The 25,464-nt window shown below is 74.7% G+C and carries 24 protein-coding genes; 22 read left to right on the forward strand and 2 right to left on the reverse strand.

From position 1 onward, the window contains the following. The first annotated feature begins 5 nt into the window (after positions 1–5). The 17 genes from ACWD4U_RS24965 to ACWD4U_RS25045 all read left to right on the forward strand — a co-directional run bounded on the left by ACWD4U_RS24965 (position 6) and on the right by ACWD4U_RS25045 (position 20,570). Positions 6–833: a hypothetical protein gene (locus ACWD4U_RS24965; RefSeq protein ID WP_363456976.1), complete on the forward strand. Its 828-nt coding sequence runs from the start codon at positions 6–8 to the stop codon at positions 831–833. A gap of 62 nt (positions 834–895) precedes the next feature. After that, on the forward strand, positions 896–1,057 hold the full coding sequence (locus ACWD4U_RS24970) for a hypothetical protein (protein ID WP_363456973.1): 162 nt from the start codon (positions 896–898) through the stop codon (positions 1,055–1,057). Between the two features lie 41 nt (positions 1,058–1,098). After that, entirely contained in the window at positions 1,099–2,259 is a 1,161-nt protein-coding gene (locus tag ACWD4U_RS24975; protein ID WP_363456970.1) for a hypothetical protein, read from the forward strand. Between the two features lie 8 nt (positions 2,260–2,267). Further along, a complete protein-coding gene (locus ACWD4U_RS24980) occupies positions 2,268–2,660 on the forward strand; it encodes a hypothetical protein (protein ID WP_363456968.1) in 393 nt (130 codons plus the stop codon). Beyond that, a complete protein-coding gene (locus ACWD4U_RS24985; protein WP_363456965.1) occupies positions 2,657–2,974 on the forward strand; it encodes a hypothetical protein in 318 nt (105 codons plus the stop codon). The genes ACWD4U_RS24980 and ACWD4U_RS24985 overlap by 4 nt, the downstream gene beginning before the upstream one ends. Positions 2,975–2,981: 7 nt before the next feature. Next, positions 2,982–5,801, forward strand: coding sequence for a pre-toxin TG domain-containing protein (locus ACWD4U_RS24990; protein WP_363456962.1), 2,820 nt, complete (start codon positions 2,982–2,984; stop codon positions 5,799–5,801). After that, positions 5,798–8,968, forward strand: a complete 3,171-nt coding sequence (locus tag ACWD4U_RS24995; RefSeq protein WP_363456959.1) for a hypothetical protein — start codon at positions 5,798–5,800, stop codon at positions 8,966–8,968. The genes ACWD4U_RS24990 and ACWD4U_RS24995 overlap by 4 nt, the downstream gene beginning before the upstream one ends. Before the next feature lie 65 nt (positions 8,969–9,033). Then, the gene (locus ACWD4U_RS25000; protein ID WP_363456957.1) at positions 9,034–9,546 is read left to right on the forward strand and encodes a hypothetical protein; all 513 of its coding nucleotides are present in this window, start codon (positions 9,034–9,036) and stop codon (positions 9,544–9,546) included. Between the two features lie 5 nt (positions 9,547–9,551). Continuing rightward, a complete protein-coding gene (locus ACWD4U_RS25005; RefSeq protein WP_363456954.1) occupies positions 9,552–9,944 on the forward strand; it encodes a hypothetical protein in 393 nt (130 codons plus the stop codon). Beyond that, positions 9,932–11,701 (forward strand): hypothetical protein, encoded by a 1,770-nt coding sequence (locus ACWD4U_RS25010; RefSeq protein ID WP_363456951.1) that lies wholly within the window; start codon positions 9,932–9,934, stop codon positions 11,699–11,701. Before ACWD4U_RS25005 ends, ACWD4U_RS25010 begins: the two co-directional genes overlap by 13 nt. Then, positions 11,701–12,036, forward strand: a complete 336-nt coding sequence (locus ACWD4U_RS25015) for a hypothetical protein (RefSeq protein ID WP_363456948.1) — start codon at positions 11,701–11,703, stop codon at positions 12,034–12,036. The genes ACWD4U_RS25010 and ACWD4U_RS25015 overlap by 1 nt, the downstream gene beginning before the upstream one ends. Before the next feature lie 33 nt (positions 12,037–12,069). Further along, positions 12,070–12,465 carry a hypothetical protein gene (locus tag ACWD4U_RS25020; RefSeq protein ID WP_363456947.1) on the forward strand — a complete coding sequence of 132 codons (396 nt, stop codon included), beginning with the start codon at positions 12,070–12,072 and terminating at the stop codon, positions 12,463–12,465. After that, the gene (locus ACWD4U_RS25025) at positions 12,465–13,772 is read left to right on the forward strand and encodes a baseplate J/gp47 family protein (RefSeq protein WP_363456945.1); all 1,308 of its coding nucleotides are present in this window, start codon (positions 12,465–12,467) and stop codon (positions 13,770–13,772) included. Before ACWD4U_RS25020 ends, ACWD4U_RS25025 begins: the two co-directional genes overlap by 1 nt. 88 nt (positions 13,773–13,860) lie before the next feature. Continuing rightward, complete coding sequence (locus tag ACWD4U_RS25030) at positions 13,861–17,880, forward strand: LamG-like jellyroll fold domain-containing protein (RefSeq protein WP_363456942.1); 4,020 nt, start codon at positions 13,861–13,863, stop codon at positions 17,878–17,880. Between the two features lie 31 nt (positions 17,881–17,911). Beyond that, entirely contained in the window at positions 17,912–18,505 is a 594-nt protein-coding gene (locus tag ACWD4U_RS25035; protein WP_363456939.1) for a hypothetical protein, read from the forward strand. Between the two features lie 32 nt (positions 18,506–18,537). Then, positions 18,538–19,716, forward strand: a complete 1,179-nt coding sequence (locus ACWD4U_RS25040) for a hypothetical protein (RefSeq protein ID WP_363456937.1) — start codon at positions 18,538–18,540, stop codon at positions 19,714–19,716. Positions 19,717–19,844: 128 nt separating this feature from the next. Continuing rightward, a complete protein-coding gene (locus ACWD4U_RS25045; protein WP_363456934.1) occupies positions 19,845–20,570 on the forward strand; it encodes an AfsR/SARP family transcriptional regulator in 726 nt (241 codons plus the stop codon). Between the two features lie 92 nt (positions 20,571–20,662). Here ACWD4U_RS25045 and ACWD4U_RS25050 read toward each other — a convergent pair whose 3' ends face one another. Next, entirely contained in the window at positions 20,663–20,932 is a 270-nt protein-coding gene (locus tag ACWD4U_RS25050) for a GlsB/YeaQ/YmgE family stress response membrane protein (protein ID WP_363456931.1), read from the reverse strand. Between the two features lie 216 nt (positions 20,933–21,148). On the opposite strand from ACWD4U_RS25050, the gene ACWD4U_RS25055 reads away from it, so the two are divergent. Beyond that, complete coding sequence (locus ACWD4U_RS25055) at positions 21,149–22,135, forward strand: hypothetical protein (RefSeq protein WP_363456928.1); 987 nt, start codon at positions 21,149–21,151, stop codon at positions 22,133–22,135. Between the two features lie 54 nt (positions 22,136–22,189). Continuing rightward, complete coding sequence (locus tag ACWD4U_RS25060) at positions 22,190–22,972, forward strand: hypothetical protein (RefSeq protein ID WP_363456926.1); 783 nt, start codon at positions 22,190–22,192, stop codon at positions 22,970–22,972. Between the two features lie 176 nt (positions 22,973–23,148). Here ACWD4U_RS25060 and ACWD4U_RS25065 read toward each other — a convergent pair whose 3' ends face one another. Beyond that, a complete protein-coding gene (locus ACWD4U_RS25065) occupies positions 23,149–23,640 on the reverse strand; it encodes an ArsI/CadI family heavy metal resistance metalloenzyme (RefSeq protein WP_363456923.1) in 492 nt (163 codons plus the stop codon). A gap of 88 nt (positions 23,641–23,728) precedes the next feature. Between ACWD4U_RS25065 and ACWD4U_RS25070 the strand changes: the two genes are divergently transcribed. From ACWD4U_RS25070 to ACWD4U_RS25080, 3 genes are all read left to right on the forward strand, one after another. Beyond that, positions 23,729–24,151 carry an ArsR/SmtB family transcription factor gene (locus ACWD4U_RS25070; RefSeq protein ID WP_449787306.1) on the forward strand — a complete coding sequence of 141 codons (423 nt, stop codon included), beginning with the start codon at positions 23,729–23,731 and terminating at the stop codon, positions 24,149–24,151. Continuing rightward, positions 24,148–24,897: an aquaporin gene (locus ACWD4U_RS25075; protein ID WP_363456920.1), complete on the forward strand. Its 750-nt coding sequence runs from the start codon at positions 24,148–24,150 to the stop codon at positions 24,895–24,897. Before ACWD4U_RS25070 ends, ACWD4U_RS25075 begins: the two co-directional genes overlap by 4 nt. A 70-nt stretch (positions 24,898–24,967) precedes the next feature. Further along, entirely contained in the window at positions 24,968–25,387 is a 420-nt protein-coding gene (locus tag ACWD4U_RS25080; RefSeq protein ID WP_363456917.1) for an arsenate reductase ArsC, read from the forward strand. Positions 25,388–25,464 lie beyond the last annotated feature (77 nt).

A 25,464-nucleotide genomic window follows, 5' to 3' on the forward strand; every position in this document is an offset into this window, starting at 1 on the left:
GGGCGGTGAGCAGCTTCACCGACGCCCTGATGCTGCGGCTCGACGCGCCCGGCGGGCTGCCCGGTCTGCTGCTGCCCGCCGGCCCGACGGGGCTCGCCCGGGTCCGCCAACTCGCCGGCACCCTCTACGGGTTGCCGGCCGCCGCCGTGCACGAGGTGGCGAAGCTGGAGGTCGCCGAGGCCGAGTTCCAGCGGCCGCTGTTCCGCCCCCGCCTGCTGTCCGGTAGCTGGATCCGCACCTCCCCGGCGCACGAGCGCACCGAGGTGCTGTACGAGGGGCGGGACGCCGCCGCGCCGCCCGAGTGGGTGGACCTGATGCTGCGGCTGTCCGCCACCCTGGTGCTCGAACTCGACCCGGGCGCCATCGAGTCGGTGGTGCTGAACGACATCGGGGAGTACCACACCCTCGCCGAGTTCCAGGCGAAGTTCCGGTACTTCGACCTGGCCGGCTACCTGGCGCGCCACCACATCGAGACGGTCGACGAGTTGCGGCGCGCCTACCGCCACCTGCTCGGCGAGATCCGGCTCGCCGCCGCGCCGCCCTTCGACCCGGCCGACCCCGCCAACCAGCGCCGGGTGCCGCTCGAACTGGCCGTGCTGGTACGGGAGTCGGTGGAGGTCACCGAAGCGCTGCGGGCCGCCCAGCTGGTCCGCGACCTGGCCGAGCGGAGCCTGCCCGCCCGCCGCGAGCCGGACGGGCTGGAGTCCCGGTGCCGGGTGGCGCCGGTGCTGGTGTTCCCGGCCGCGGCGGTGGCCGCGAGCGGCGTCGCCGAGGCCGATCTGCTGGCCTTCTTCGCCGCGCGGGACGTCCTCGCCGTCCCCGTGCCGCCGTAGCCCGGCCCGCCCCTTCGCTTGTCCGAATTCCCGCCGCCCCCACGCCAGTCGAGGAGACCACCGTGCCCCAGCCCGATCCCGCCGAAGCGGCCGCGACCGACCGGGACGACGCCCCCGGGACGACCGCCGACCGGGCCGCGGACGGCCGCCCGCCCGCCGCCCCGGCGATGACGCTCGCGGAGCAGGAGGCGCTGCGCCGCAAGCTCCAGGACAAGTTCCACTGACCGTGCCCCCCGACGAGCGGGGATGAGGTGAAGGGAAGACGATGGCCGTCCGGTACATCAACGTCAAATCGAATGTGGAGATGTTCTCCCCGGTGGTGCGCGCCACCGGGAACGTCGCCGTCATCGGGACCGCCGCGTCGGGGACCGACGGCAAGGTGGTGCCGGTGACCAGTCCGTCCGGGGCCGCCGCCGAGTTCGGCCCGGCGACGGTTCCCGACCCGGCGGACCCGACCAAGCAGAAGGCCAACTCCTCGCTGACCGCCGCGCTGGTCACGCTGTTCGGGCAGAGCCCGGGGCCGGCCCAGGTGTTCGGCGTGAAGGTGAACGGCGGCGCGACCGGGTCGGTCGCCGACCCGACCGCCGCGCTGACCGCGATCGAGGACCTGGACGTCCAGTTCGTGGTGCTGGCCGCGACCCCGCTCGACGCCAACTCCGGCGCGGCCAACGGGGCCGTCACCCGGCTCGCCGCGCACGTCACCGCCGTCTCCGACCACGGCGGCGAGGGCCGGGAGCGGATGGGCGTGGCCATGCTGGCCAAGGACTCGGCCGATCCGGCGCCGGTGGCCGGCACGCTGGCCAGCGACCGGATGATCTACATCGCGCACCGCAGCGACGAGGACGCCGCGGCGGCGGTGGCCGGCACCGTCGCCGGCTATCCGCCGCACGTCTCGGTGCTGCTCAAGCAGGTCATGATCAACAGCGCGCCGTTCAGCGTCGCCGACATCAACAAGATCAACCAGTCCGAGCAGTTCGGCGACCCGCCGAAGGGCAACGGGGTCAACTGGCTGGTCCACCCGGCGCTGCTGCCCGGCAGCGGCGTGTACCTCGGCGAGGGGTACACCGGGAACCCGGCCGGGATGAAGTTCGTCGACGTGCAGCGCACCGTGGACGACGTCTCCTTCAAGTTGAAGGCGCGGCTGATCCAGGCGGTCGGCAGCCTGCGGATCAGCCGCTCCGGGCTGCGCGCGCTGGTGGTGCAGCTGGAGGCGGTCCTCGACCCGCTGGTGCGCGGCGAGGTGATCGAGGGCTACGCGATCGACGTCCCGGTGCTCGACCTGCTCGACGCCGACCCGGCGGCGCTCACCCCCGCACAGCTGGCGGTCATCCAGAACGCCCAGACCCAGCGGCTCGCCGAGGTCCTGGTGTCGGTCGACTACGCCGGTGCGATCCACCGCATCGCACTGACCCTCAACTTCACCTAGGAGCGGGCATGCCCGACTGGAACACCCGGCTGGAGATCCGCCTCGGCAACTCCGTGGTCGCGCCGATCTCGCAGTTCACCCCGACCTTCAACGTGCCGCACACGGTCATCCACTCGATCGAGTCGGACAACCTGGGCTACGTGCGCCAGCCGCAGACCTTCACCTTCACCATGACCGTGCAGGCGATCGGCACCGCGGTCGCCGACCTGACCGAACTCGCCGTGAAGGGCAAGGAGTTCGAGATCACGGTGGCGGAGAAGAAGGGCACCGACTGGGCCTTCAAGGCACTCAAGTTCAGCCGCTGCGTGATCACCTCCGCCAACCCGAGCAACGTGGTGATCGACGGCGCCCCGAGCGCCAGCTTCACCTGCATGTCGCTGGCGCCCGGCGTCGAGTCGTGACGACGCCCGACCCGGGCGGCGGTGAACCCGAGGGCGGCGAGGGCCTGTTGGTGCTGCCGGCCTTCGAGGCCGGCGGCCGGGTCGAACGGACCGGGATCGCCCTGGTCCACGAGGGCGAGTACATCGTGCCCGCGCCCGGCAGCGAGGCGGTCCTGTCCTCCGCCGCCGGGCCGGGCGCGGCCCCCCGGGTGGTGTGGAACTTCCCGGTGGAGGTCGAGGTGGTCGGCGAGCTGACGGGCGCCCAGCTCGACGCGGTGGCGCGGTACGTGTTCGACGAGCTGGACGTGGCGCTGCGGCGGCAAGGGGGAGGGTGAGGGAGCGATGACGGAGGTCGAGGTGCGGGTGCCGATCCGGCTGCGGCTGGTCGGCACCCCGACGGCGGCGGACCTGGAGCGGCTGGAGGCGGCCGTGGCCCGGCTGGTCGCCCGCCGGTTGGCGCAGGCCGAACGCGCGCTCGCCCAGCACGGCCCGACCGGCCACCGGACGGGCGCCGTGCAGGCCCCGTCGGAGCGCTACGAGTCGGCCCTCGACCTCCCCTCCGGCGGCTACCGCCTGACGTCCTACCAGGGCCCGCCCCGTCAGGTCCGGCTCCCCGTCGCCCGCCCCGCCACCGGGCCGCAGGCGCAGCAGGCCGCGCTGCAGCGGATCGGCGAACTGCTCTCCCGCAACCTGACCGACTGGGCGATCACCGACGCCGAGGCCCGCGAGGCGCTGCGGGTGCTGCGCCGGCTCGCACCGGAGGACGTGGTCGCGGTGGTGCAGGCCCTGCGGTACAGCGGCAAGCTCGCGGTGCTCGGGGAGCAGCTGCCGTCCGACGCCGACGACGACCTGATCGACCTCCAGCAGAAGCTCGACCCCAACTCCGGCTGGCTGATGCCCGGTGACACGGTGCGGGTGGAGGTCCGGCTCGGCGGCAGGCGGCAGGACGACGTCTCCCGGGACTACCCGCTCACCGCCGCCGGGCTGACGCTCCCGATGCTGGAACGGCCGCTGCCCGTCACCGGCCTGCTGCCGGCGGAGCTGCCGGACCGGATCGTCCGCGCCTACCTGGACGGGCTGATCTACCGGGACCCCGCGGTCCGGGTGGCGGTGGTGGTCCGCGGGCCGCGCTGGGCCCCGCGGCAGGGTCCCACCCGCGGGCTGCTGTGGTACGACTCGCACCCGGTGCGCCGCAGCGCCGCGGACCAGGCCCAGTTCGACAAGCGGCGCGAACTCTTCGGCTACCTCACGGGCGTCCGGCTGGACGACGAGCTCGCCCAGGGTGCCTTCGTGCGGTACCACGCCTGGATCGAGAAGCACTACGGCACACCGGAGTTCCTCCGGCAGACCGGCCCGGACCTGTGGTCCGCCGCGCTGAAGGAGACCGCCACCCCGGCCGCGCCCTCGGTCCGGACCCGGTTCCTGGAGCTGGCCGCGGTGATGCAGCGCACCTCGCGCTCGCTCCCGGCGACCGAGCAGGCCGCGGTGACCGCCGCGCTCGGCGACTACCTGTCCTGGCTGGACCGGCAGAGCGACGCCGACCTCGGCCGCCACGACCCGGGCGCGACCTGGGCCCGGCTGTACGTGCGGCAGCTCGGCACGAAGGTCCGCGAGGAGGTGGCGGACAAGCTGCGCAAGGCGCGGGAGACCGCCCTCGACAAGGCGGCGACGTGGGACCCGGACGGCGCCGGCCGCAAGCTCGACCAGGTGATCGCGTTCCTGGAGAAGCGGGTCTGGAAGGTCCGCGAGCCGTACACCGTGGAGGACCGCAAGAACCGGGTCGGCTGGCTGGTGTGGGAGTCGGAGCGGGAGAAGGCCGTCCGCGACCTGATCGCCCGTGAGTTCCTGCACGAGGAGATCGCCCGGATGCACGAGAAGTCCTTCACGGCGACCAGCGCCGAGGCGGACTTCCGGGACTTCCTCCGCGCCCACCCCGAGGAGTTCGACGCCTACCTGATCGCCCAGGCGTACCCGGAGGCCGAGCGCTACGACATCCCGCCCGAGGACATCCCGCTCTGGCAGACCGCGATCGAGACGGCGGTGAGCTTCATCCCGGTGGTCGGCTCGATCGTCGCGGCGGGCGAGGCGGCCTTCGGCTACGACCTGTTCGGCCACGAGCTGAGCACCACGGACCGGGCGATCCTCGGCGCCTCGGTGCTGCTGCCCGCCGCCGGGAAGGTGTTCAAGATGGGCCGGGCGGCGGTCACGGTGGAGACCATGGTCCGCGACTACCGGCTCTCCGCCCGCGAGGCCGACGCGACCTTCCGCGCCCTGTCCGGGCTCAAGCCCGGGTCGAACGGGCTGCGCGCGCTGGACGAGGCGGCCCGGGAGGTCAAGGCCGGGCGGTCGGTGCGGGACGCCGGAAAGCTGAACGAACTCAAGGAGTTGTTCACCACCATGGGCCTGACCGACCAGGCCACCGCCCGGGAGCTGCGGGCCGGGGCGGCGGAGAGCGTGCTGTCGGGCGAGGCCGGGCGGGCCGGTCAGAAGGCCGCCGACAAGTACTTCCTCGCCGAGGAGGTCGACCAGCTGGTCGCCGCCGTCGAGGAGCAGCGGGCCACCCGGCCGTCCGCCACCGGCGGCGCCCGGCCGACCGTCGACGAGGTCCGGGTGCCGGTCAACAAGCGCACCCGGCTCGACATCGAGAACCTGGTGCGCCGCACCGGCGAGACCCGGCGGCAGGCGCTGGAGCGGGCCCGCCGGGTGCTCGGGCAGCGGCTCGACCGCACCCCGCTCGGCCCGGTCTGGGAACGGGCCCGGGCCAAGGTGGTCGGCACCCGCTCGCTGGAGAACGCCACCCGGCAGGAGATGTTCGACCTGTACGGCAAGGTCCGCGACGAGTTCTGGATCCAGGCCAAGGCCGACACCGGGGCGACGACCTACCTGCGGGACGCCGGGTTCTCGTTCCCCGACAAGGGCCGCGCGCCGCTGATCGACGTGGCGGACGCGCCGCCCGGCCTCGGCCTGCCGCGGGCCGCCGACATCGGGGTGCAGGAGCGCCGGGTCAGCCTCGACCACAACCTGGAGAAGGCCCTCGGCGAGAACTACCGCAAGGCCATCGACGCCGACAACCTCACCTTCGAGATGCACAACCCGAACAGCAACCGGGAGACCGTGCAGGTCAAGTTCGGCCTGCGGGCCACCCCGGGAGTGACCGAGTGAGCGCCCCGCCCGCCCCGGTGACGGTCCGCTGGAACGGCGGCTGCCCGGAACCGACCCGCCGGGCCGTGGAGGCGGCCGTCACCGCGGGCGTCCGCCGCGCGCTGGCCGACCGGACCGCACCGCACTCCTCAACTGCCGCTCCTGGAGCGGCGGATGACGCACCGTGGGGTCCCGCCGCCGACGGCCGCTGGTGGACCATGCCCGGCTACGCGGACGGCAGCGGCGCCCCGGTGGCCGTCCCGGTCCGGCCCGCCGCCGGGCCCGGCGAGCAGCTGCCGCTCGGCGACGTGCTGAGCCGCGACCGGTTCCCGACCCTGCCGCTGATCAGACTGGCCGTCGACGAGTGGGTGCGCACCGGCACCGACCCGTACCTCACCTCGGCCTCGCTCGCCCGCGCCGTCCAGTGGGGCACGTACCTGTACGGCGCGCACGGGTTCGCCGTGCTGGAGCGCGGCGGCGGGGAGCACGCCGCCGACCGGTTCGTCATGGTGCCGCTCGACGAGCCGCTGCTGATGCGGCAGTTCGGCCGCGCCGCGCCGCCCGCCGCGCCCGCCGACGGCCTGCCGGGCGTGGAGGTCACCGAGCGCGGCAAGGTGCTGGTGCTCACCGACTACCGCGTGGTGGTGACCGTCACCGCGGACGGCCGCTGGGTCTTCGACCTGGACCGCGGCGTGCACTGGACGCCGGTCGCGGTCCGGCGCGAACTGGCCCGCACCCCAGCCGCCCAGCGGGTCGACCCGGCGGTCGCGGCCCGCGTCGCCGCCGGCCGGCTGGTCGCCGAGGGAGGCGGCGGCGCCGCCCAGCCCGGCCTGGACCAGGAGGCGATGCTCGAACACATCGTCACCATGGACCGGCACGTCTTCGCCTGGATGCCGCTGGAGCAGCGGGTCGGCTACCTGGTCGCGCTGTCCGACCTGCTGTGGCCGAACGAACGGCAGAAGAAGGCCGTGGTCGAGCTGCTGCTCTCCGGCCGCACCCAGACCGAGCTGGAGGCGATGGCCGCCCTGCTGCGCCAACGCGGCGCCTACGAGCGGCTGTTCACCACCCTGGACGGCTCGGTGGTGGAGTTCCTGACCGCCCTCGGCAAGCTCCGGCCCCACCGCCGGCTGAACACCGACTACCTGCTGACGCTGCTGGACGAGCTGGGCGTGCGGCCCCAGGACGGCACGGGTCAGGACCCGGACGCGCTGAACGTGCTCCGCAACGTCGCCAACGGGCTGAGCCTGTGGGTGCGTTCGACCGTCGACGCACTGGTCGACCTGTTCACCCACTCCCCCACCCAGCTGATCGAGGGCATCGCCCACCTGGTCGAGTTCAAACTGCTGGTCGAGCGGGCGCTCCTCGGCGACCCGAAGGCCGCGGCCGTCCTGCAGACGCTGTGCGAGCAGGCCGGGAAGGCGATCCTGGTCGCGCTGGCGGGGCTGGAGTACGCCGAACAGCTGGGCACCCCGTACGGCGGGCGCACCGGCGCGGTGCTCGGCGGTGCGGGCGGCGGCGCGCGGATCGGCGGCGACCTCGGCCGGACCCTGGAGACCGCGCTGGTGGTGGAGGTCCTCAGCTGGTTCGTCGGCCTCGGCGAGCTGAAGGAGGCGCTCGGCGGCGCCGAGCTGACCGAGCGGCTGGCGGCCCTGCTGCGGGTCCTCGGCTCGCTGCGGCGGCTCGGCAAGGCCTCCGAGGTGGCCGGCGAACTCAGCCGCCTGGACCGGATGGTGTCGGCGCTGGCCCGGCTCGCCGAGCTGCGCGACCTGGACGCGGCGGCGCAGGCGCTGCGCCTGCTGCCGCAGCAGCACCTCGCCGAACTGACCCGGCTCGCCGAGCGGTTGGACGTCCCGGCCGACGCCGCCCCGGCGGTGCTGCGCCGACTCGCCAGGAAGCACGACGCGCTGCCCGAGGTGGAACGGCTGGCCGACGCGCTGTCGCTGGCCCGGCGCTTCGAGCGGCAGGCGGAGGACATCGGCGGGGTCACCGAGGAGATGACCTCGGCGCTGGCCCGGCTGCTGGAGACCGGTTTCGACCGTCCGACCATGCGCACGCTGGTGGGCGGGGTGGCGCCGCGGTCCCTGGAGGCGTGGTCGCGCGCGGTGGGCCGGCTCGGCGCCGGCCGGCTCCGTCAGCTCGGGCCCGCGGCCCTGTCCGCCCTCGCCGAGCGGCCGCGCGCCCTGGCGCTGATCGCCGAGGCGGGCGGCGACGTCTACTTCGCGCTGTTGAACCGCGGCCACGACGCCGAAGCGGTCGAGGCCCTGCTGCGCGCGCTGGAGCTGCGGCGGGGCGAGCTGCCCGACCCCGCCGCCTACCAGCGGCTGCTCGACCGGCTCGCCGCCGGGGAGGCAGCCGCCTTCGAGGAGCTCGCGGGCCGGCTCCGGCAGGCCACAGAGGCCACCGTCGCCCGGCTGCGGGCGGGCGGGCGACGGCAGTTGCTCGCCGAGCTGAGCGAACTCGCCGAGGAGGCCGCCGACGCGCAGCGGACCGGCGACCACGCCATGGCCGCGACGCTGATCGCCGACCGCGAGCAACTCGCCGTGCGCCTGGACGAACTGACCGACCGGCAGCTCTCCGGCGCGGAGGAGATCGCCCGGCGGGCCCGCGAGGTCTACGACTGGCGCGAGGTCTGGCGGTTCCCCGCCGCCGGCCGGACCGACCTGCTGGACGTGGTCGGCGACCTGACCGAGCGGCTGGGAAGCCGGCAGCTCGACGGCCTGGAGCACCCGCTGGCGAAGCTCCTCGTGGAGCGGGGCACCGAGAACCTCTTCCAGGGCACCATGGGCGAGCTCCTCGCCGGGCGGTCGCTGGTGCGGGACTTCGGCGCGACCGCGCTGGAGTTCCAGCGGCCGCGTCCCGGCCGGGTGGTGGACATCATCGCCGAGCTGCCCGGCGGCCGGGTCAGCGTCGAGGTCAAGACCAACCTGACCGGACCGGCCCGGTTCCTCCGCGAGCAGCTGGTCAACGACCTCGTCACCCACGCCCCGAGCCGTTACACCGACCTGCTCTACCTGTACCACCCGGACTCCGTCGGGGAGTTGCCCGCCGTGGGGGAACAAATGATCAAACTCTTCGACGACCCCGAGGTGCTCCGGGCGCTCACCGCCGCCGGGCACGATCCGGCGGCGGCCAGAGCCGCCTTCCGCACCTGGCTGAAGGCCGGGAACCCGCGCGTCTACCTGCGCTGACCGGCCGCCGTCCACCAGATCCGTCCACCCGCCAGCCGCATACGTCCACGAGCGAGGGAGCGCAGATGGCCGACCGGAACACCCCGGTGCTGATCGGCACCGTGCCGCTGCTGTACGTGCAGAGCCTCAGCATCAGCGAGGGTTACCAGATCGAGCGGATCTCCGGCAGCCGCTTCTCGCAGGCCACCGCGCCGACCACCAAGACCATCGCGATCGAGGCCCTGCTGCCCGGCCCCGACCGGCTGCTGGTGAAGAAGGAGCTGGAGGCGCTGGCCCTGGTCTCCCGGGTGCTGGTGGCCGCCGCCGCGCCGCTGCTGGCGAGCACCGGCATCCCGGTGGTGTGCGGACTGACCGTCAGCCTGGACATGCAGATCACCGACCTGCGCTTCAGCCAGTCCGCGGGCCGCCGGGAGGCACTGGACGTCAGCCTGACGCTGCGTCACGTCCCGCGCTCCGCCGTCAGCGCGGCGCTCGGCGAGGCCGCCGACCTCGCCCTGGCCGCGGGTACCGCGCTCGCCGGCGCCACCCCGCCCGCCGCCCCGGTGCCGCGCACCGCGTCCGTCCCGCTGGCCGGGTAAGCGCCGTGACCACACCGCCCGCCGTGGACCTCTCGCGGTACCTGCTGCTGCCGGCCGACGCCGACGAGGGCTTCCCGCAGGCCTTCCGGCTCGCCCTCGGCGCCAACGTCTACACCGTCGCGCTCACCGTCACCGTGGTCGACGAGGAACGGCTGGCCGGCGGCCGGCCGCTGGTGCTGCCGGAGCCGGGCGCGTTCATGGTGGCCACCGTGACCCGCGAGACGCCCGGCCCGGCCCGGGTGGTGCTGCGCCGCAAGCTGGTGCCCGGCGTGGAGCTGACGGGCAGTGAACTCGCGCTGCTGCCGGTGGCGTTGACGGTCGACCCGCGCAACCTCGGCGCGGCCGGCGCGTACGGGTCCGAGGTCCGGGCGGGGGTGGCGCTGCGATGGGCTTCGTGATCTGGTTCCAACTGCAGGTGGACCGGGCCGGGCCGGGCGGGCTGGTGCCGCTGCGGGTGTCCAACGACGTGTTCGCCGGCGAGTACGTGCTCGACGCCGACATCCGGATCGACCTGCTCTCCGGGGCCGCCGCCTCGACCTTCACCGCCAAGCTGACCAACCTGCCGGCCGACGTGGTCGAGACGCTCAAGACCCGGCACGCGGAGGCCCTGGCCGGGCACGATCCGGTGGAAGTCACCCTCGGCCTCGGCTACTTCGACGACCCCGCCGGCCGCAGCGCCCCGGTGCTGCGCGGCGTCCTGACCGGCATCCGCACCAGCGTCACCGACGCCGGCGACCTGCTGACCGAGCTGCGCGGCATGGAGAGCGCGGGGTACCGGCTGGCGTTCACCACCGTCCGGGCCGCGCAGCCCGGCGACCAGCCGCTGACCGCCGCCGTACGGGCGCTCGCCGCCGCGGCGAGCAAGGACCCGATCACCGTCACCGCCTCGGCCGACGGGCTGCCGACCGCCAGGAACTTCAGCCAGCGGGCCGGTGACTGCCTGTCGGCGCTCGACCAGATCGCCAAGGCCGCCAAGGCGCCGCTGGTGATCGGCGACGGGGTGATCCGGATGGGCGCGGCGGTCGACGCGGGCGCGCCGCTGCGGTTCACCGCGGACGACCACATCGTCAGCCTGGAGCACGTCCAGGAGGACCCGGAGGACCTGGTCCCGGCCGGGGCCGGCGGGGACGGCGACGCCGACGGGCTCGCCGCGGCCGCGGGCGCGGCGGCGGCGGCCGCGGCGCCGCTCGGCGGCGGGAAGCCGGGCGGCGCGCGGACCAGCGCCCGGCTGACCGTGCTCGGCGACCCGGCGGTCCGGCCCGGGCGGCGCGCCGTGCTGGAGACCGCCGACCCGCGCGACGCCCTGCCCGGGCCGCTGCGGATCGACCGGGTCCGGCACCTCTTCGACAGCCGTCGCGGCTACACCTGCGAGGTGGTGCTGGTGGTCGCCGCACCCGGCGAGCGGGCGGTGTGCAGCACCGGCGCGGACGGCGTCCGCCAGCGCATGCGCGACCTGGTCGAGCAGGTCGGCGCCGACCACCCGGCGATCGACGTCGGCGAGGTGGCGACGTACGCGGACGGCCGGACCAGCCGTCACCTGGCGGACCTGCACTACGGCCAGTCGCCGGCCGCCGAGGTGGTCGCGCCGAGCGTCGAGAGCGCCGTCGACCGCCAACCGCTGCTGCACGAGCGGCCGATCGCCTCTCCGTTCGCCTTCCACCGCTGCGGGCTGATGGTCCCGGTGCTGCCCGGCATGCGGGCCGTGCTGGCGCACAACCGGGGCCTGGTCAACGACGCGGTGGTGACCGGCTTCCTGTGGCCCGAGCAGCCCGCGTACGCGCCGCCGCGCAACCGCCCCGGCGACTGGTGGCTGTGCCTGCCGACCAAGCTCGACGGCAAGGGCCTGCCGACCGGAAAGGGCGTCAACGACCTGACCGACGCGGCCGGCCGGCGGGTGCTGCAGGCCAGGGGGCTGCGGATCAGCGTCGGCGACAAGCTGCTCCCCGAGGTCGGCGAGCGCCCCGAGCTGCCCGACGAACTGACCGGGCAGCTGCTGGTCGAGCACGACAGCGGCACCACCGTCACCGTCGACGCCAAGGGCGCGGTGACCGTCGACACCGGCGGCAAGGCGATCACGCTCAAGTCCGGCGGCGCGTCGATCACCCTCGCCGACGGGAAGATCACGATCAGCGGTTCGTCCGTGGAGGTGGGCTGATGCCGGCCGTCCTGAACGCCGACGCGTCGATCGGCTGCGGCCACGGCGGGACGGTGCAGATCACCCCCGGGCAGCGGACGTTCAAGGCCGGCGGCGCGCCGGTGCTGGCCGTCGGCGACCTCGACGGCAGGCCGATCGCCGGCTGCACCCAGGTCACGTCCGGCACCACGGTGCAGTGCAGCGCCGTCGTCTCGGTGGCCGGCGGCGCCGCGGCGACGCTCACGGCCGGCGGCCGGCCCGCCCTGCTGGAGACGGTCAGCGGCCTCACCAACGGCGCTCCGCCCGGCGTGCTGACCGTGCTGACACCCGGTCAGACCACCCTGCGGGCCCGCTGAACCCGACCGACCCACCCCGAGCTGGAGGAGCACATGGCGAGCACGACGAGCCTCGGCCACGGCCTGGAGCTGCGCGACGGCGACCTGGCCGTCGAGGACGGCCGGCTGACCGAGTTGGCCGGGCTGCCCAACCTGGTGCAGGCCCTGGTCCTGCGCGTCCTGACCCCGCTGGGCAGCGACCGGTTCGCCACCGACTACGGCCTGGACGTCACCGAGGTGTTCACCCGAGCCGTCACCGCCCGGCAGGCCCAGGACCTGCTGCGGCTCAGCCTGGTCCGCACCCTCGGCGGCGACGCCCGGGTACGCGAGATCCGCGACATCGAGGTGCTCGACCCGCCGGGCGGCTCACGCCGCCTGTGGCAGGTCCGGGTGACCCTGCTCGCGGTGGACGGCGCCGAACACACCGTGCCGGTGGAGGTGGCGCTCTGATGGCCGACTACGGGATCACCGAACGCGGCTTCGTCCGCAAGGAGTTCCACACCCTGCGCGACGAGGCCAGGGACCGGGCGAAGGCCGCGTTCGGCCCGGACACCGACCTGACCGACACCAGCGCGCTGATGAAGGTCCTCCAGGTCACCGCCGCCGAGGACGCCCGGCTGTGGCGACGGCTGGAGGACCTCTACTACGCGGGCTTCCTGTCCACCGCGCTCGGCGACGACCTCGACCTGCTGGGCGAGGACCTCGGGGTGCGGCGGCCGAACCTGGCCTCCGCCGGCGAGGTCACCCTGACCGTCCACAACCCGCTGCCCGACCGGGTGTACGTGCTGCCCGAGGGCACCGTACTGGTCACCGCCGCCCCGGTGACCGCCTTCCACACCACCGCCACCGTCCGGCTCAGCGCCGCCGCGGACACCGCGACGGTCGGCGCCCGGGCCTTCGTCGCCGGACCGGGCGGCGACGTGACGGCCCGTCAGATCGTCGCGATCGACCCGGACTACCAGGCGCACTACCTCAACGTCGCCCCGCCGACCACCTTCACGGTGACCAACCCGCGCGCCTTCACCGGCGGCGCCGCGCAGGAGGACGACGAGACCTACCGCAGCGGGCTGCTCGGCCGCTCCCGCACCATGTGGACGCCGGCCGCGGTCCGCGAGGCGGTGCTGTCCGTGCCCGGTGTGACGGACGTGCTGCTCTCCGATCCGCTCGGCGGGGTCGACGTCTCGCAGAGCTACTTCGGCGTCTTCCCCTTCGACCAGCGGCTGTTCAGCGACGAGCGGCGGATCGGCGAACCGTACTTCTTCAGCGTGGTGGTCGCCCACGAGTTCGCCCGGCCCTGGCGCACCGAGGGGCCGGTCAGCGGCCTGTTCGAGCAGGTCACCGCGGCGATCGACCGGGTCCGACCGGTCGGCATCCACCCGCAGGTCGTCGAGGCCGACCACATCGAGGTCGGCCTGCGGGCCCGCCTGATCACCCAACCCGGCTACGACGCGCAGGTGTTGGTCGGTGCGCTGACCGAACGGCTGGCCGCCGACATCGGCGGCCTCGCGCTCGGCGGCGACGTCCGCTACAGCCAGGTCATGCGCGCCCTGGTCGAACAGCCGGGCGTCAGCGACGTCCAGGACCTCCGCCTGCGCCGCTGCCCCCCGGTCTTCGGCCGCATCACCCTCGGCGGCGTCCCCTTCGCCACCGACCAGGTGGAAGCCGCCCCCGGCGAGAACCTCGTCATGGGCCCCACCGAGATCGCCGTCTTCACCATCGACTCGGCCCTCCTCGACCTGGAGGTGATGCCCCGATGACACGCCCCCCGGGCCCCGGCCGCTTCCGACTCCGACGGGGTCCCGCCCGCCCCCAACTCCTCGTCGCTCAGCCGGAGGTGACGCCCCGATGACCGGTGCCGCCCTCCCCCGGATGACCGCCGCCCTCACCGCCCCGTTCGCCCGCGGCGCGGACACCCTCGACCTGCCGCTCAAGCCCGCCCCCGGCGGTGCCGCGGAGGTCGTGGCCTACGACTTCGCCGAGCACCGGGCCCGGTTCGACGTCGATCCCGGACCGCTGTACGTGCTCACCGCCGTCGTCGACGTGCCCGCGGCGAGCACCCTCACGGTCGCCTACCTGGTGGCGGGCGCGCTTCGCACCGTCACCGTCGCCGTCCCGGCCGACACCGTCGCCGGGGCGTCCTTCGCGGTGGTGCTGCCCGCCGCCGACGCCGCCCGCGCCGTGCTGCGCACCGTCGCCTGCGACCCCACGCCGACCGCCCTCCCGGTGTCGGAGACCTGGCGGCTCACAGCACTGCTCGGCAACCTCGCCCGGCTGCTCTGGGTCGCCGGGGTGGAGCGGGACGTGCTCGACCGGTTCGCGGCGGACATCCGACGGACCGTCCGCTCCAGCGAGCGGGCCTTCGGCGCCACCCTTGACCGGATCGGCTACGACCTCGGCGTGCCCCGCTTCCCGCCCCGCCCGTACGGGCAGGAGGACGACACCCTGACGCTCCATCACCTGGACGACGCGCCGGGCGCCCCGGTGCAGGACAGCCGGCCGCTGTACCTGGGCGGCGGCGCGGGCCACCCCGGGACCGCCACCGGCGGGGTGCGGGCGGGCGTGCCCGGCCGGTTCGGCACCGGGATGCGGTTCGCGGCGCCCACCGCGGAGATCGCGGTCCCGCACGACCCGGCGCTGGACACCGGCGCCGCCGCGAGCCTGACCGCCGAGTGCTTCGTCAAACCCGACTCCGCCACCGGCGAGGGCGCGGTGCTCTCCAAGCACCCCGACCCCGCCGACCCGACCAAGGCCGGCTGGGCGCTGAGCGTCGGCGACTTCGGCCGGGGCATCGCCCGCAACGTCCGGCTGCGGATCGGCGACGGCGCCGCCTCCCGCGACCTGTACGCCGACCGCAGCCTGCCGGTCGTCCGGTTCAGCCACCTCGCCGCGGTGGTCGACCGGGCCGCCGCGCAGGTCCGGCTGCTGGTCGACGGCGAGACGGTGGCCCTCGCCCCGCTCACCGCCGTCGCGGCCACCGCCACCACCCCCGCCGCGCCCGCGCTCACCGGCCCGCTCGCCAACACCGCGCTGCTGCGGATCGGCCGGGCCGGCCCCGACCCGACCGCCGCGTTCGCCGGGACCGTCGACGAGGTCCGGCTGTCCACGGTCGCCCGCACCGCCTTCCATCCGGTGCTCGGCGAGTCCGACGCCTCCTACCGGCGGCGGCTGCGGGCCTTCCGCCGGTGGGTCCTGCCCACCCGGCTCGGTGTCCAGGAGACCCTCAACGAGGTGGTCGGCCAGGTCCAGGTCGCCGGCCGCCCCGACCGGGTGCCCGACCCGTTCCAGGTCACCGACACCGACGCCACCCTGCTGCAGTCCACCCGCCTGCTGACCGTCCTGCCGGTCCGGCTCCCGGCCGGCGACACCCTGGACGACACCGGGCGGCGCGGGCTGACCGAGGCGGACGTCCTCGGCGCGCCCGACCGGGAGGGCTTCGCGCCGTCGCTGCTGGTCGACGCCACCGACCCGCGCGCCGACTTCGACCCGCCGCCCGCCCCGCCCGTACCCCCCGCGCCCGGCCCGCAGGCCGACCCGCGGCTGCTGCGGGTCCCGGCCCGCACCGCCCTGCGCGCCCTGCTGGACGCCCTGGCAGCCGGCCCGGGCCGGCTGCGCGTCCGGCAGGGCTTCGACCCGGCCGCCGCGGACCTGCGCGCGGTCGGCCGGGCCGTGCTGCTGAGCCACTCGGTGCTGCCGCCGGAGCAGCTGGCCGCCCAGGCGGTCCGGGCCGGCTTCGGCTTCGCCGCCCACCTGCCGGCCCCGGGCCTCGACCCCGGCCTGGTGTACGCAGCCGTCCGCTCCACCGGCTCGCTGGAGATCCTCACCGGCTCCGGCGGCACCGCCACCCCCGAGAACGGCTCCGACGTGCTCACCGGCCAGGTCCTGGCGCTGCGCCTCGAACCGGCGCCGCCGCCCGGCGCGGCGGTCCGCTGGTCGCTCGTCCCGTGCGGCGACGGCCGGGCCTCGATCACCGACCGGGCCGACCAGCGCGACGTCCGGCTGCACGCCGATCTGCCCGGCGAACTCGTCATCGAGGTCCAACTCCGCGACCGGGGAAGGGCGTTCTCCGCCGCGCGGACGCTGCGGATCGGCCTGGCCGAGCTGCCCGCCGGCACCTCGATCGCCGCCACCGGCCGGCCGGGCGGGCCCGCCCCGGGACCGCTGCGCCCCGACGAGCGCCTGCACCCCGTCCACCTGGTCGACGCCCCCGCCCGGTACGCCCGTCCCGCCGGCGCCGGGCCGCAGACCCGCCGGGTCCATCCCGCCCTCGCCGCCCGCCTCACCGCGCTCGCCGCCCTGCTCCCGCCCGGCGACCCCGAGCTGCGTTCCGCCTGGGACGCGGGCGCGACCGGCCCGGCGGCGGCCGGACGCTCCGTCACCCTCGCGCCCGGCGGCTCCACCGCGACCCTCGCCCGGCTCGGCGCGCTCGCCCACGCCGCCGGATTCAGCCGCGTCGCCAACGACGGCACCGTCCTGACGCTCGATCAGGACGCCGGCCCGGCCACCCCGATCAGCGGCCCCGACACCGTGGACGAGGGCGGCACCGCGACCTTCGAGATCGCCCGCGCCGCGCCCGCCGCCCTGGCGCTCGCCGCCGGCCGGCTCTGGACCGTCAACTCCGGTACCGGAAGCGTCACTTCGCTCGACCCGGCGAGCGGTTCGGTGACCGCCTGCGTGAAGGTCGGTCTCTCCCCCGGCGCGCTGGCCGCCGCCCCCGACGGCGCCCGGCTGCTGGTCGCCGACACCGGCGACACCACGCTCACCGTCCTCACCACCGCCGACACCCGGGTCGCCGGGCAGATCCCGCTGCCCGCCGCCCCGTCCGACGTCGTCCACCACCCGACCCAGCCGCGCGCCTACGCCGGGCTGCGCTCGGGCGTCCTCGCCGAGGTCGACCCGGTGGCCCGGGCCGTCACCCGGACCCTCGACCTCGGCTCGCCGGTGGTCGCGGTGCGCAGCGAGCCCGGTGGGTCCCGGCTGTGGGCCGCCACCGCCGACGGCGTGCTGCGCGCGGTCGCGCTGCCCGGCTTCACCGCGGCGCAGACGGTGGCGCTGTCCGGCCCGCCCCGCGGCCTGGCCGTCGGCGCGAGCCGCGCGTACGTCACCGTGCCCGGCGCGCTCCAGGTGGTCGACCTGGCCACCGCGGCCGTCCAGGCCTCGTTCACCGACCTCGGACCCGCGCCCACGGCCCTCGCCCTCGACCCCGCCGGCACCGTGCTCTACGTCCTCGACCCGGCCGGCGGGCAGGTCCGCCTGCGCCAGGCCGACGGCACCCCGCACACCCTGCCCGGCCTGCCCGGCTCGCTGGCCCTGCCCGGTGCGGCAGCCGTCGCCGCCGACGCCACCCGCGGCTACGTCGGGTGCAGCGCGGAGGTCGCCGACACCGTCGGCGTGCTCGACGCCGCCGACGGCGACCTGCTGGCCAACTGGCCGCTCGGCACCGGCCTCGGCGAACGCCTGGTCTGGTCGCTGCGGGTCACCGGCGGCGCGCAGGCCCACCTCACCGGGACCACCCGTCCGCGCACCGGCGTCCTCGGCCTGCGCGCCGGCCCGGTCCGGGTCCGCGCCGTGCTGCAGCTCTCCGACGCCACCCCGCCCTACACCTTCCGGGTCGAGCCGTCCCCGGCGCTGCAGGCCGTCGAGCAGGGCGGCGGGCGGTTCGTGATCAGCAAGGACCAGTACGACCTGGCGATGAACGTGCTCAACCACCTCTGCCCGATCGGGGTCGAGGTCGACACCGCCCTGATCCGCTCGCACGTCCCCGAACTCCAGGCCGCCCTGCTCGACCCCTTCCCGCCGTACACCTACCCCGACTTCCGCGCCCGCGGCCCCCGCCCACCGGGCTGGACCTACGGCCTCGACCAGTGACCGCCGCCCGCGTCCCGAGGAGGGCACCCCGATGAGCGTCAGCTACACCCCCGGCTTCAAACACACCGACTGGGTCGACAACGTCGACCGGGTCCGCGCCGCCGGCGACAACGGCTTCAACATCCGCTTCCACGCCCTGGAAGCGGAGTTCGCCCGCCTGGCCGAGGTGATCGCGCAGATCGCCGGCGCCCTCCAGACGCCCCCGCCCAAGCTGGTGAAGATCACCCTCACCCCGACGCTCGTCGCCACGGGCACCCCGTGGACGCACGTGACCGGCGGCGCCGCCAAGCCCAACGACACCGACAACGCGAACGGCATGATGTCCGTCTCCCTCCCGCAGGGCAGCACCATCAAGGAGCTGCGGGCCTGCGGCCACAAGGACGTCGGCGCCCTGCACGTCACCCTCCGCCGGCAGAGCCTCGCCGCCGGGTCGGCCAGCGAGCAGGTCGTCCAACTGACACTCGGGACCGGCGACTTCGACACCTCGACCGCCGTGCCGGCCGGTCCCGCCGCCCAGGTCGACAACGACCAGTACCACTACTTCCTGGTCGCGGACGTCAGCAACTCGACCAATCCCGCCGACGTCCGGCTGAGCTGCTTCCAGATCACCTGCCTCACCTCCTGACCGACCGCCACCACAGCAAGGAACCGGACCGCATGACCCTCTACGTCAAGTACAAGTCGGACGACGACGGCAAGTCCGCGATCCCGCCCGGCTCCACGCCCTGGGCCTCGTCGGAGATCTGGCTGACCGACGCCAACGGCAACACCCAGACCAGTCCGACGGACCCGAACACGCCCGCCGCGTACATCGGGGCCAACTACATCCACGTCACGGTGAACAGCACCAATCCGACGCCGTACACCGGCGTCCAGGTCCAGGCCTGGGTCTGCGACTACACCGCCGGCGGCGTCGGACCGGCCTCGTCGCGGCCCAGCACCAACGGGACCTCCGGGGTGAGGACCCAGATCGACGACCCCCTGTCCAGCACGCAGTCCCGCGTCGCCCACCTGACCTGGAACGCGCTGTCGGGGGACGAGACCAAGAACGGGGGCCACCTCTGCATCGCCGTCAACTGCTACTACGAGGGGCAGCCCGCCCCCGACGGGGCGGAACGGCTCGGCGGGTTCCTCGACGTGTTCAACGACCGCCACTACGCGCAGCGCAACATCGCCGTGCTGCCGGCGTCCCAGAAGCTCAAGAGCCTCGTCCTCCGGCTGGCCAACGCAGGTGTGGAGGCCGCGGACTTCGAGGCGCGGGCCTGGGAGCTCGACCGCGAGGGCGGTATCGGGGCGGTGGAGCAGGAACTGCTGCTGGCCCACTGCTTCGTCGACCTGGTCGACGGCAAGCCGAAGCCGCCCGTGGTCCCGGCGCCCTGCCAGACCGAACCGCTGGAGCGGACCTGGCTGCGCGGCGGCGGGCGGCTGATGCTCACCGGCATGCCCGAGCCCGCCGAGATCCGGGTCGCCGGGCACGACGCCCAGTTCACCGTCCGCACCAACCGCCACTGCGAGGACGGCGAGAGCCAGGGCGGCGGCCCCGTGCACCTGCGCGGCGCGGAGGACGGCAACGGTGGTGACGGCGGTCCCGGCCCCGGTGGCGGCTGGGGCGGCGGCGACCCGGGCGGCGGCTGGGGCGGGCACGGCGGCGACGGCTGCGGGGCCGGACTGACCATCCGGCCCGGCGAGTTGTCCCCGGTCCTGGTCACCCTCGAGTGCGAGGGCGACCCGGGCGAGGTGCACACCCTCGACATCGTGCAGCAGACCGACGACGGCACCGTGCTCGGCGGCGCCCGCCTGGTCGCGATGCACGTCCCGGACTGGTGGAGCTGCTGACCCACCGTCAAGCGACCCGCGCCCGGACCTGCTCACCCAGCGTCCGGGCGCGGTCGCGCAGCGTGCCGGAAATGCCCTGAACTCGGGTATATTGTGCGGGAGTTCCCGGGAGAGAGAACGGGCCCCCGATGGTGTACGACACGTCGCTGCCGACACCCGCACTGCGGCTGCTCGGCACCTTCCGGCTGGAGGACGCCGACGGCGCCTCGGTCGCCGTCCAGACCCCCGGCCGCCGCCTGCTCGCCTTCCTCGCCCTGAACGGCCCGACCACCCGCGGCGTCCTGGCCGGCACGCTCTGGCCCGAGGTCACCGAGGAGCACGCGTACGGCAGCCTGCGCACCACGCTGTGGCGGCTGCACCGCGCGAGCCGGCCCGTCCTCGAGTGCCACGGCGAGCTGCTCGCCCTCCGCGAGGAGCTGAGCGTCGACACCCACGCCTTCGCCCGCACCGCGCTGCGGGTGGTGGACACCGAGGGACCGCCGGGCGACCAGCGCGGCACCGGGCTGCTGTTCGCCGGCGAGCTGCTCCCGGGCTGGGACGAGGAGTGGGTGGTCTTCGAGCGCGAGCGGCTGCGGCAACTGCGGCTGCACGCCCTGGAGTCGCTCAGCGGCCGGCTGGCCCGGCACGGCCAGTACGCGCTCGCGCTGGACGCCGCGCTGACGGGGGTCAGCATCGAGCCGCTGCGGGAGAGCGCCCACCGCGCGGTGGTCGCGGTCCACCTGGCGGAGCACAACCTGGTGGAGGCGGTCCGGCACTACCACGCCTACCGCCACCTGGCCCGGGTCGAGCTGGGCCTGGAGCCCTCGCCGATATTCACCACCATGCTGCCTCCGGGCAGGCTCGACCCCCGCTGACCGGCGCTACTCCGTTCGGGTGAACGCGCGCCGTCCGGGCAGCACACCGCCCGCCGAGCCGGGTGCTCGACGGGCGGTGATGGAGCCGGAAGCTAGCGTCCGACGCGGTTCTTGCCCCAGGCCGGGGCGACCAGGGCCACCAGGGCGACCGCGAAGCCGATCTGCAGCAGGTGCCTGGTCCAGTCGATGCCTCCGGTGTGCCGCACCCCGATCCAGCCGGAGACCAGGTTGCCCAGCCACGCCCCCGCCGCGCCGAGCAGCATGGTCAGCCACCACGGGATGGACTGCGGGCCGCGCAGGATCAGCTTGGCCAGCATGCCGAGCACGAAGCCGATCAGCAGAATCCAGATGAGTTGGAACATGAACCCCAGCCTTTCCGGTCGGGCGCTGACTGGGCGACAGCGAGCAGTTGCCATGATCGCGCGCGGCGCGCGGCCGGGCATCTCGGCGAACCCTGCGGCCGCCGGGTTTGCCGGATGGCGGTTGTGGGTAGGGCAGGGGCCCGTGATTGCCAGCGGATGCGCTGTGGTGGGATAAACGTCCTGAGTGCATGTCAGGTCCTACGGGGGAGAGACGCGGTGGCCGCGAGTTTCGGGGTCCGGTTCGACGAACTGGCCAAGATCCAGCAGCAGTTCCAGACGGTCCAGCAGCGGATGAGCGAGATGACCCAGCGGACCGGCCAGATCAAGGGCGTGATGGCCCGGGCGGTCGCCACCGACCTGGCGTCCGGCGCGATGGGCAACGTGCTGAACTTCGCCGCCGTGGCCACCCAGGTCTTCCAGCAGGTGGAGGCGATCAACCAGCAGGTGGACCGGCTGCACGCCGCCAAGGAGCAGCTCACCAAGGAGCTGGCCGAGGACACCCAGAAGATCGCCACCGTGATCAAGCGCTACCAGGAGGCCGAGAAGAAGGTCCACGAGGGCGTCCACAAGGCCGGCGGCGAGCACAAGGCCAAGCCGAAGAGCCCCGGGACGGGCAACCACCCCGGCCAGGGCAAGCACACCGGCGGCGGGGACAAGAAGCCCGGGGGCGGCGAGCACGGCAAGACCGGGCCGACCCAGCACGGCAACGACCCGACGCCCACGGTCTCGCACGACGGCAAGATCGCGAAGGGCGACGTCACCTTCGGCGGCAAGGGCAAGTACGGCAGCGGCGAGGCGGCCTGCCGGGAGTACATCGGCAAGGCGCTGGACGCGATGGGCATCACCGACCCGCAGGCGCGGGAGGCGTGGACCAAGGGCATGCTCACCATCGCGCTGCGCGAGTCCAGCTACAACTCGCCCAAGTGGCAGGTGAACCAGGGCCCCGGCGACGTCAACGTCAACGGGCCGGTGCAGGCCGACGGCGCGCCGCTGAACTGCTCGCGCGGCGGCTGGCAGACCACCCCCGGCACCTTCGCCGAGCACCACGTGAAGGGCACCTCCACCGACATCTACGACCCGGTGGCGAACGCGGCGGCCTCGATGGACTACATCATGAGCCGCTACCACGTCTCCCCGGACGGCCACGACCTGGCGGCCAAGGTGCAGCAGGCGGACCCGGGCCGCAAGCCGCACTGGTACTGATCCGCCGCCGCTCCCGCCATCCCGTCCGACCTTCACCCTGGGGATTCCTTCATCGTGCGCGCGTTCCGCCTCGCCGCCGCCGCGGCCTGCCTCGCCGTCCTGACGGCCTGCGGGCCCGACGACACCCCCGCCCCGGCCGCCTCCTCGCCGGCCGCGGCCCCGTCCTCCCCGGCCGCCGCCCCGGCCTCGGACCCGCCGTCCTCCGCCCCGCCGTCGGCCGCCGTGCCGTCCGTCTCGGCGGGCGGCGGGAAGGCCTCGCCGCTGCCCGCGGTGTGGATCAGCCCGCAGGCGGTGCCGCTGGAGTCCGTGTACCACTGGGGCACCCCGGCGAAGTCCGCCAGGGGCGTCGACGAGCCGGTCTTCGTCTTCGAGCAGGTCTGCCGGGGCAAGCGGCCCGCGGACCTGCCCCGGCCGATGAAGTCCGCCACCGCCGCGCTCGGCGGCGCCCAGGCCGGCGACTGGCAGGCCGACGAGACGGTGGGCAGCTGGGGCCCGGCCACCTCCAGCGCGCAGGCGCAGGCCGCGTACGAGTTCCTCGGCGGGCTGATCGCCGAACTGAAGGACTGCGCGAGCACCGCGCCCGGCGCCCGGGTCGAGGTGACCACCGAGGACGCCGCCAACAAGCTGGCCGCGACCCTGACGGTGCCTCAGCCGGACGGCACCGCCGTGCAGCTGCACGAGTACCTGACGGTGTCGGGCGGGGCGGTGGCCGAGCTGGCGCTGCGGGCCCAGACCGCCAAGGGCGCCAAGCCGCGGACGGCCTGGTCCGCCCCGACCGACGACGCCGTCCTGAAGGCGCTGGCCCAGCCGGTCTGCACCGCCTTCAAGGACTGCTGACACCCGCGGGAGGCCCGCTGACGCCCGCTCAGGTCAGCTCGACCACCTTCCGTCCGCAGCGCAGCCACACCGCCCGCGCGCCGCGCAGCCGCTTTTCCGGCACCGACGTCAGCAGCGGTGCAGCGACGCGGCTCCACCCCGCCCGATGCCCACCCGCTTCCCGGCTGTCCGCTGCCTCAACTGCCGCACGCACAGCCGGCGGTGGCCTCCGTCTCGGCCGGGGTCCGAGCCGGGTCGCGGGCCTCCTCACCCGGCGTGCAGCAGGCCTGCGGCGCGCTGTCGGCGCGCTTGCCGAGGGTGCCGGCGTCGGCCTTGACGACGTAGACCTCCCAGGGCTCCTTGCCCGGGCCGTGCACCCACACCTTGTCCTGGAGCGCGTAGCAGCAGGAGGTGTCGGTCTCCTCGAAGGTGGCCAGGCCCGCGTCCTTCAACCGGCCGGTCGCGGCGGCCACCTGCTCGCTGGAGCCGACCTCGACGCCGAGGTGGTCCAGGCGGGTGTCCTCGCCGGTCTCGCCCTCGATGAGGACGAGCTTGAGCGGGGGTTCGGTGACGGCGAAGTTCGCGTAGCCGGGACGACGCTTGGCCGGCTCGGTGCCGAACAGCTTGGAGTAGAAGGCGATGGAGCCTTCGAGGTCGGCGACGCGCAGGGCGAGCTGAACACGGGACATGACGGTCTCCCCGATCCGAGGTCTTGTTTCGACATCCGTCGATACAGCGAGCTTGCCTCTGCTCATAGATGACTGTCAACATAGACGTATGTCGAATCTGGAACTGCCGGTGCTCGGCCAGGACGACGCGGTGGCGTGCTGCTCGCCGATGGTCCGCGAACCCCTGGGCGAGGAAGCCGCCGCCGACCTGGCGAAGATGTTCAAGGCCCTGTCGGACCCGGTGCGGCTGCGGCTGCTGTCCCTGATCGCCTCGCACGAGGGCGGCGAGGCCTGCGTCTGCGACCTGACCGGCCCGTTCGACGTCTCCCAGCCGACCATCTCCCACCACCTCAAGGTGCTGCGCGAGGCCGGCCTGGTCGGCTCCGAGCGCCGCGGGACCTGGGTCTACTACTGGGTGCTGCCCGCCGCGCTGGCCAGGTTGTCCTCCCTGCTCCAGACCCCGGGCGGCACCGCCCCCTCGCTCCAGGACCCGGCCGGCACCGCCGCCCGGACCGCAGGCGGTGCGAGATGACCGAGTTGGCTCCGCTCGGACGTCGGACCGCGGTCGAGTTCGTCGGGACCGGCGCGCTGGTCGCGGTCGTGGTCGGTTCCGGCGTCCAGGCCACCGAGCTCTCGCAGGACGTGGGCGTGCAGCTGCTCGCCAACTCCCTGGCCACCGTCTTCGGCCTCGGAGTGCTGATCGCCCTGCTCGGCCCCGTCTCCGGCGCGCACTTCAACCCCGTGGTCACCCTGGCCGCCTGGTGGACCGGCCGCCGCACCGGTGACGGGCCGGGCCCGCGCGAGCTCGCCTCCTACCTGCCCGCGCAGATCCTCGGTGCGATCGGCGGCGCGGTGCTGGCGGACGCGATGTTCGCCGAGCCGCTGGTGCACTGGTCCGCCCACGACCGCTGGGCGCCGCACCTGTGGCTGGGCGAGGTCGTCGCCACCGCCGGACTGATCCTGCTGATCCTCGGTCTGGCCCGCACCGGCCGCGCGCACTTCGCCCCGGTCGCGGTCGCCTCCTACATCGGCGCCGCGTACTGGTTCACCTCCAGCACCAGCTTCGCCAACCCCGCCGTGACGGTCGGCCGGGCGTTCACGGACACCTTCGCGGGCATCGCACCCGCCTCCGTGCTGCCGTTCGTCGCCGCCCAGCTGGTCGGCCTGGTGGTCGGCGTCGCCCTGGTCGGCGCGCTGTTCGGCCGCCCCGCGGCTGCCGCCACCGAGGACGTCACGGTCCCGCACGGCGAGCACCACCCGGCCGGCGCCGGCCGCTGAACCCGTCTGCCACGCCCTGCCCTGCCCTGCCCTGCCCTGCCCTGCCCTGCCCTGCCTGAAGGATGAACCCGTGAGCTCTCCCGCCGTCCCGTCCGTGCTGTTCGTCTGCGTGCACAACGCCGGCCGCTCCCAGATGGCCGCCGCCTTCCTCACCCGCCTCGGCGGCGAACGGGTCGAGGTCCGCTCCGCCGGCTCGGCCCCGGCCGACACCGTGAACCCGGCCGTGGTCGAGGCGCTGGCCGAGGTCGGCATCGACGTCTCCGCCGAGGTGCCGAAGGTGCTGACCACCGAGGCGGTGCAAGCCTCCGACGTGGTGATCACCATGGGCTGCGGCGACGCCTGCCCCTACTTCCCCGGCAAGCGGTACCTGGACTGGAAGCTGGAGGACCCGGCCGGCCAGGGCGTCGCCGCGGTCCGCCCGACCCGCGACCGGATCGAGCAGCTCGTCCGCGGCCTGCTCGCCGACCTCGGCATCGACCCGGTCGCGTAGCCACCGGGCCGGTGACCGGCACCGCGATGCCCGGACGCCGCCGGGCTCCGGACGGTGCGGCCCGGCGATGCCCGGTG

Source organism: Kitasatospora sp. NPDC002522 (assembly GCF_053595195.1).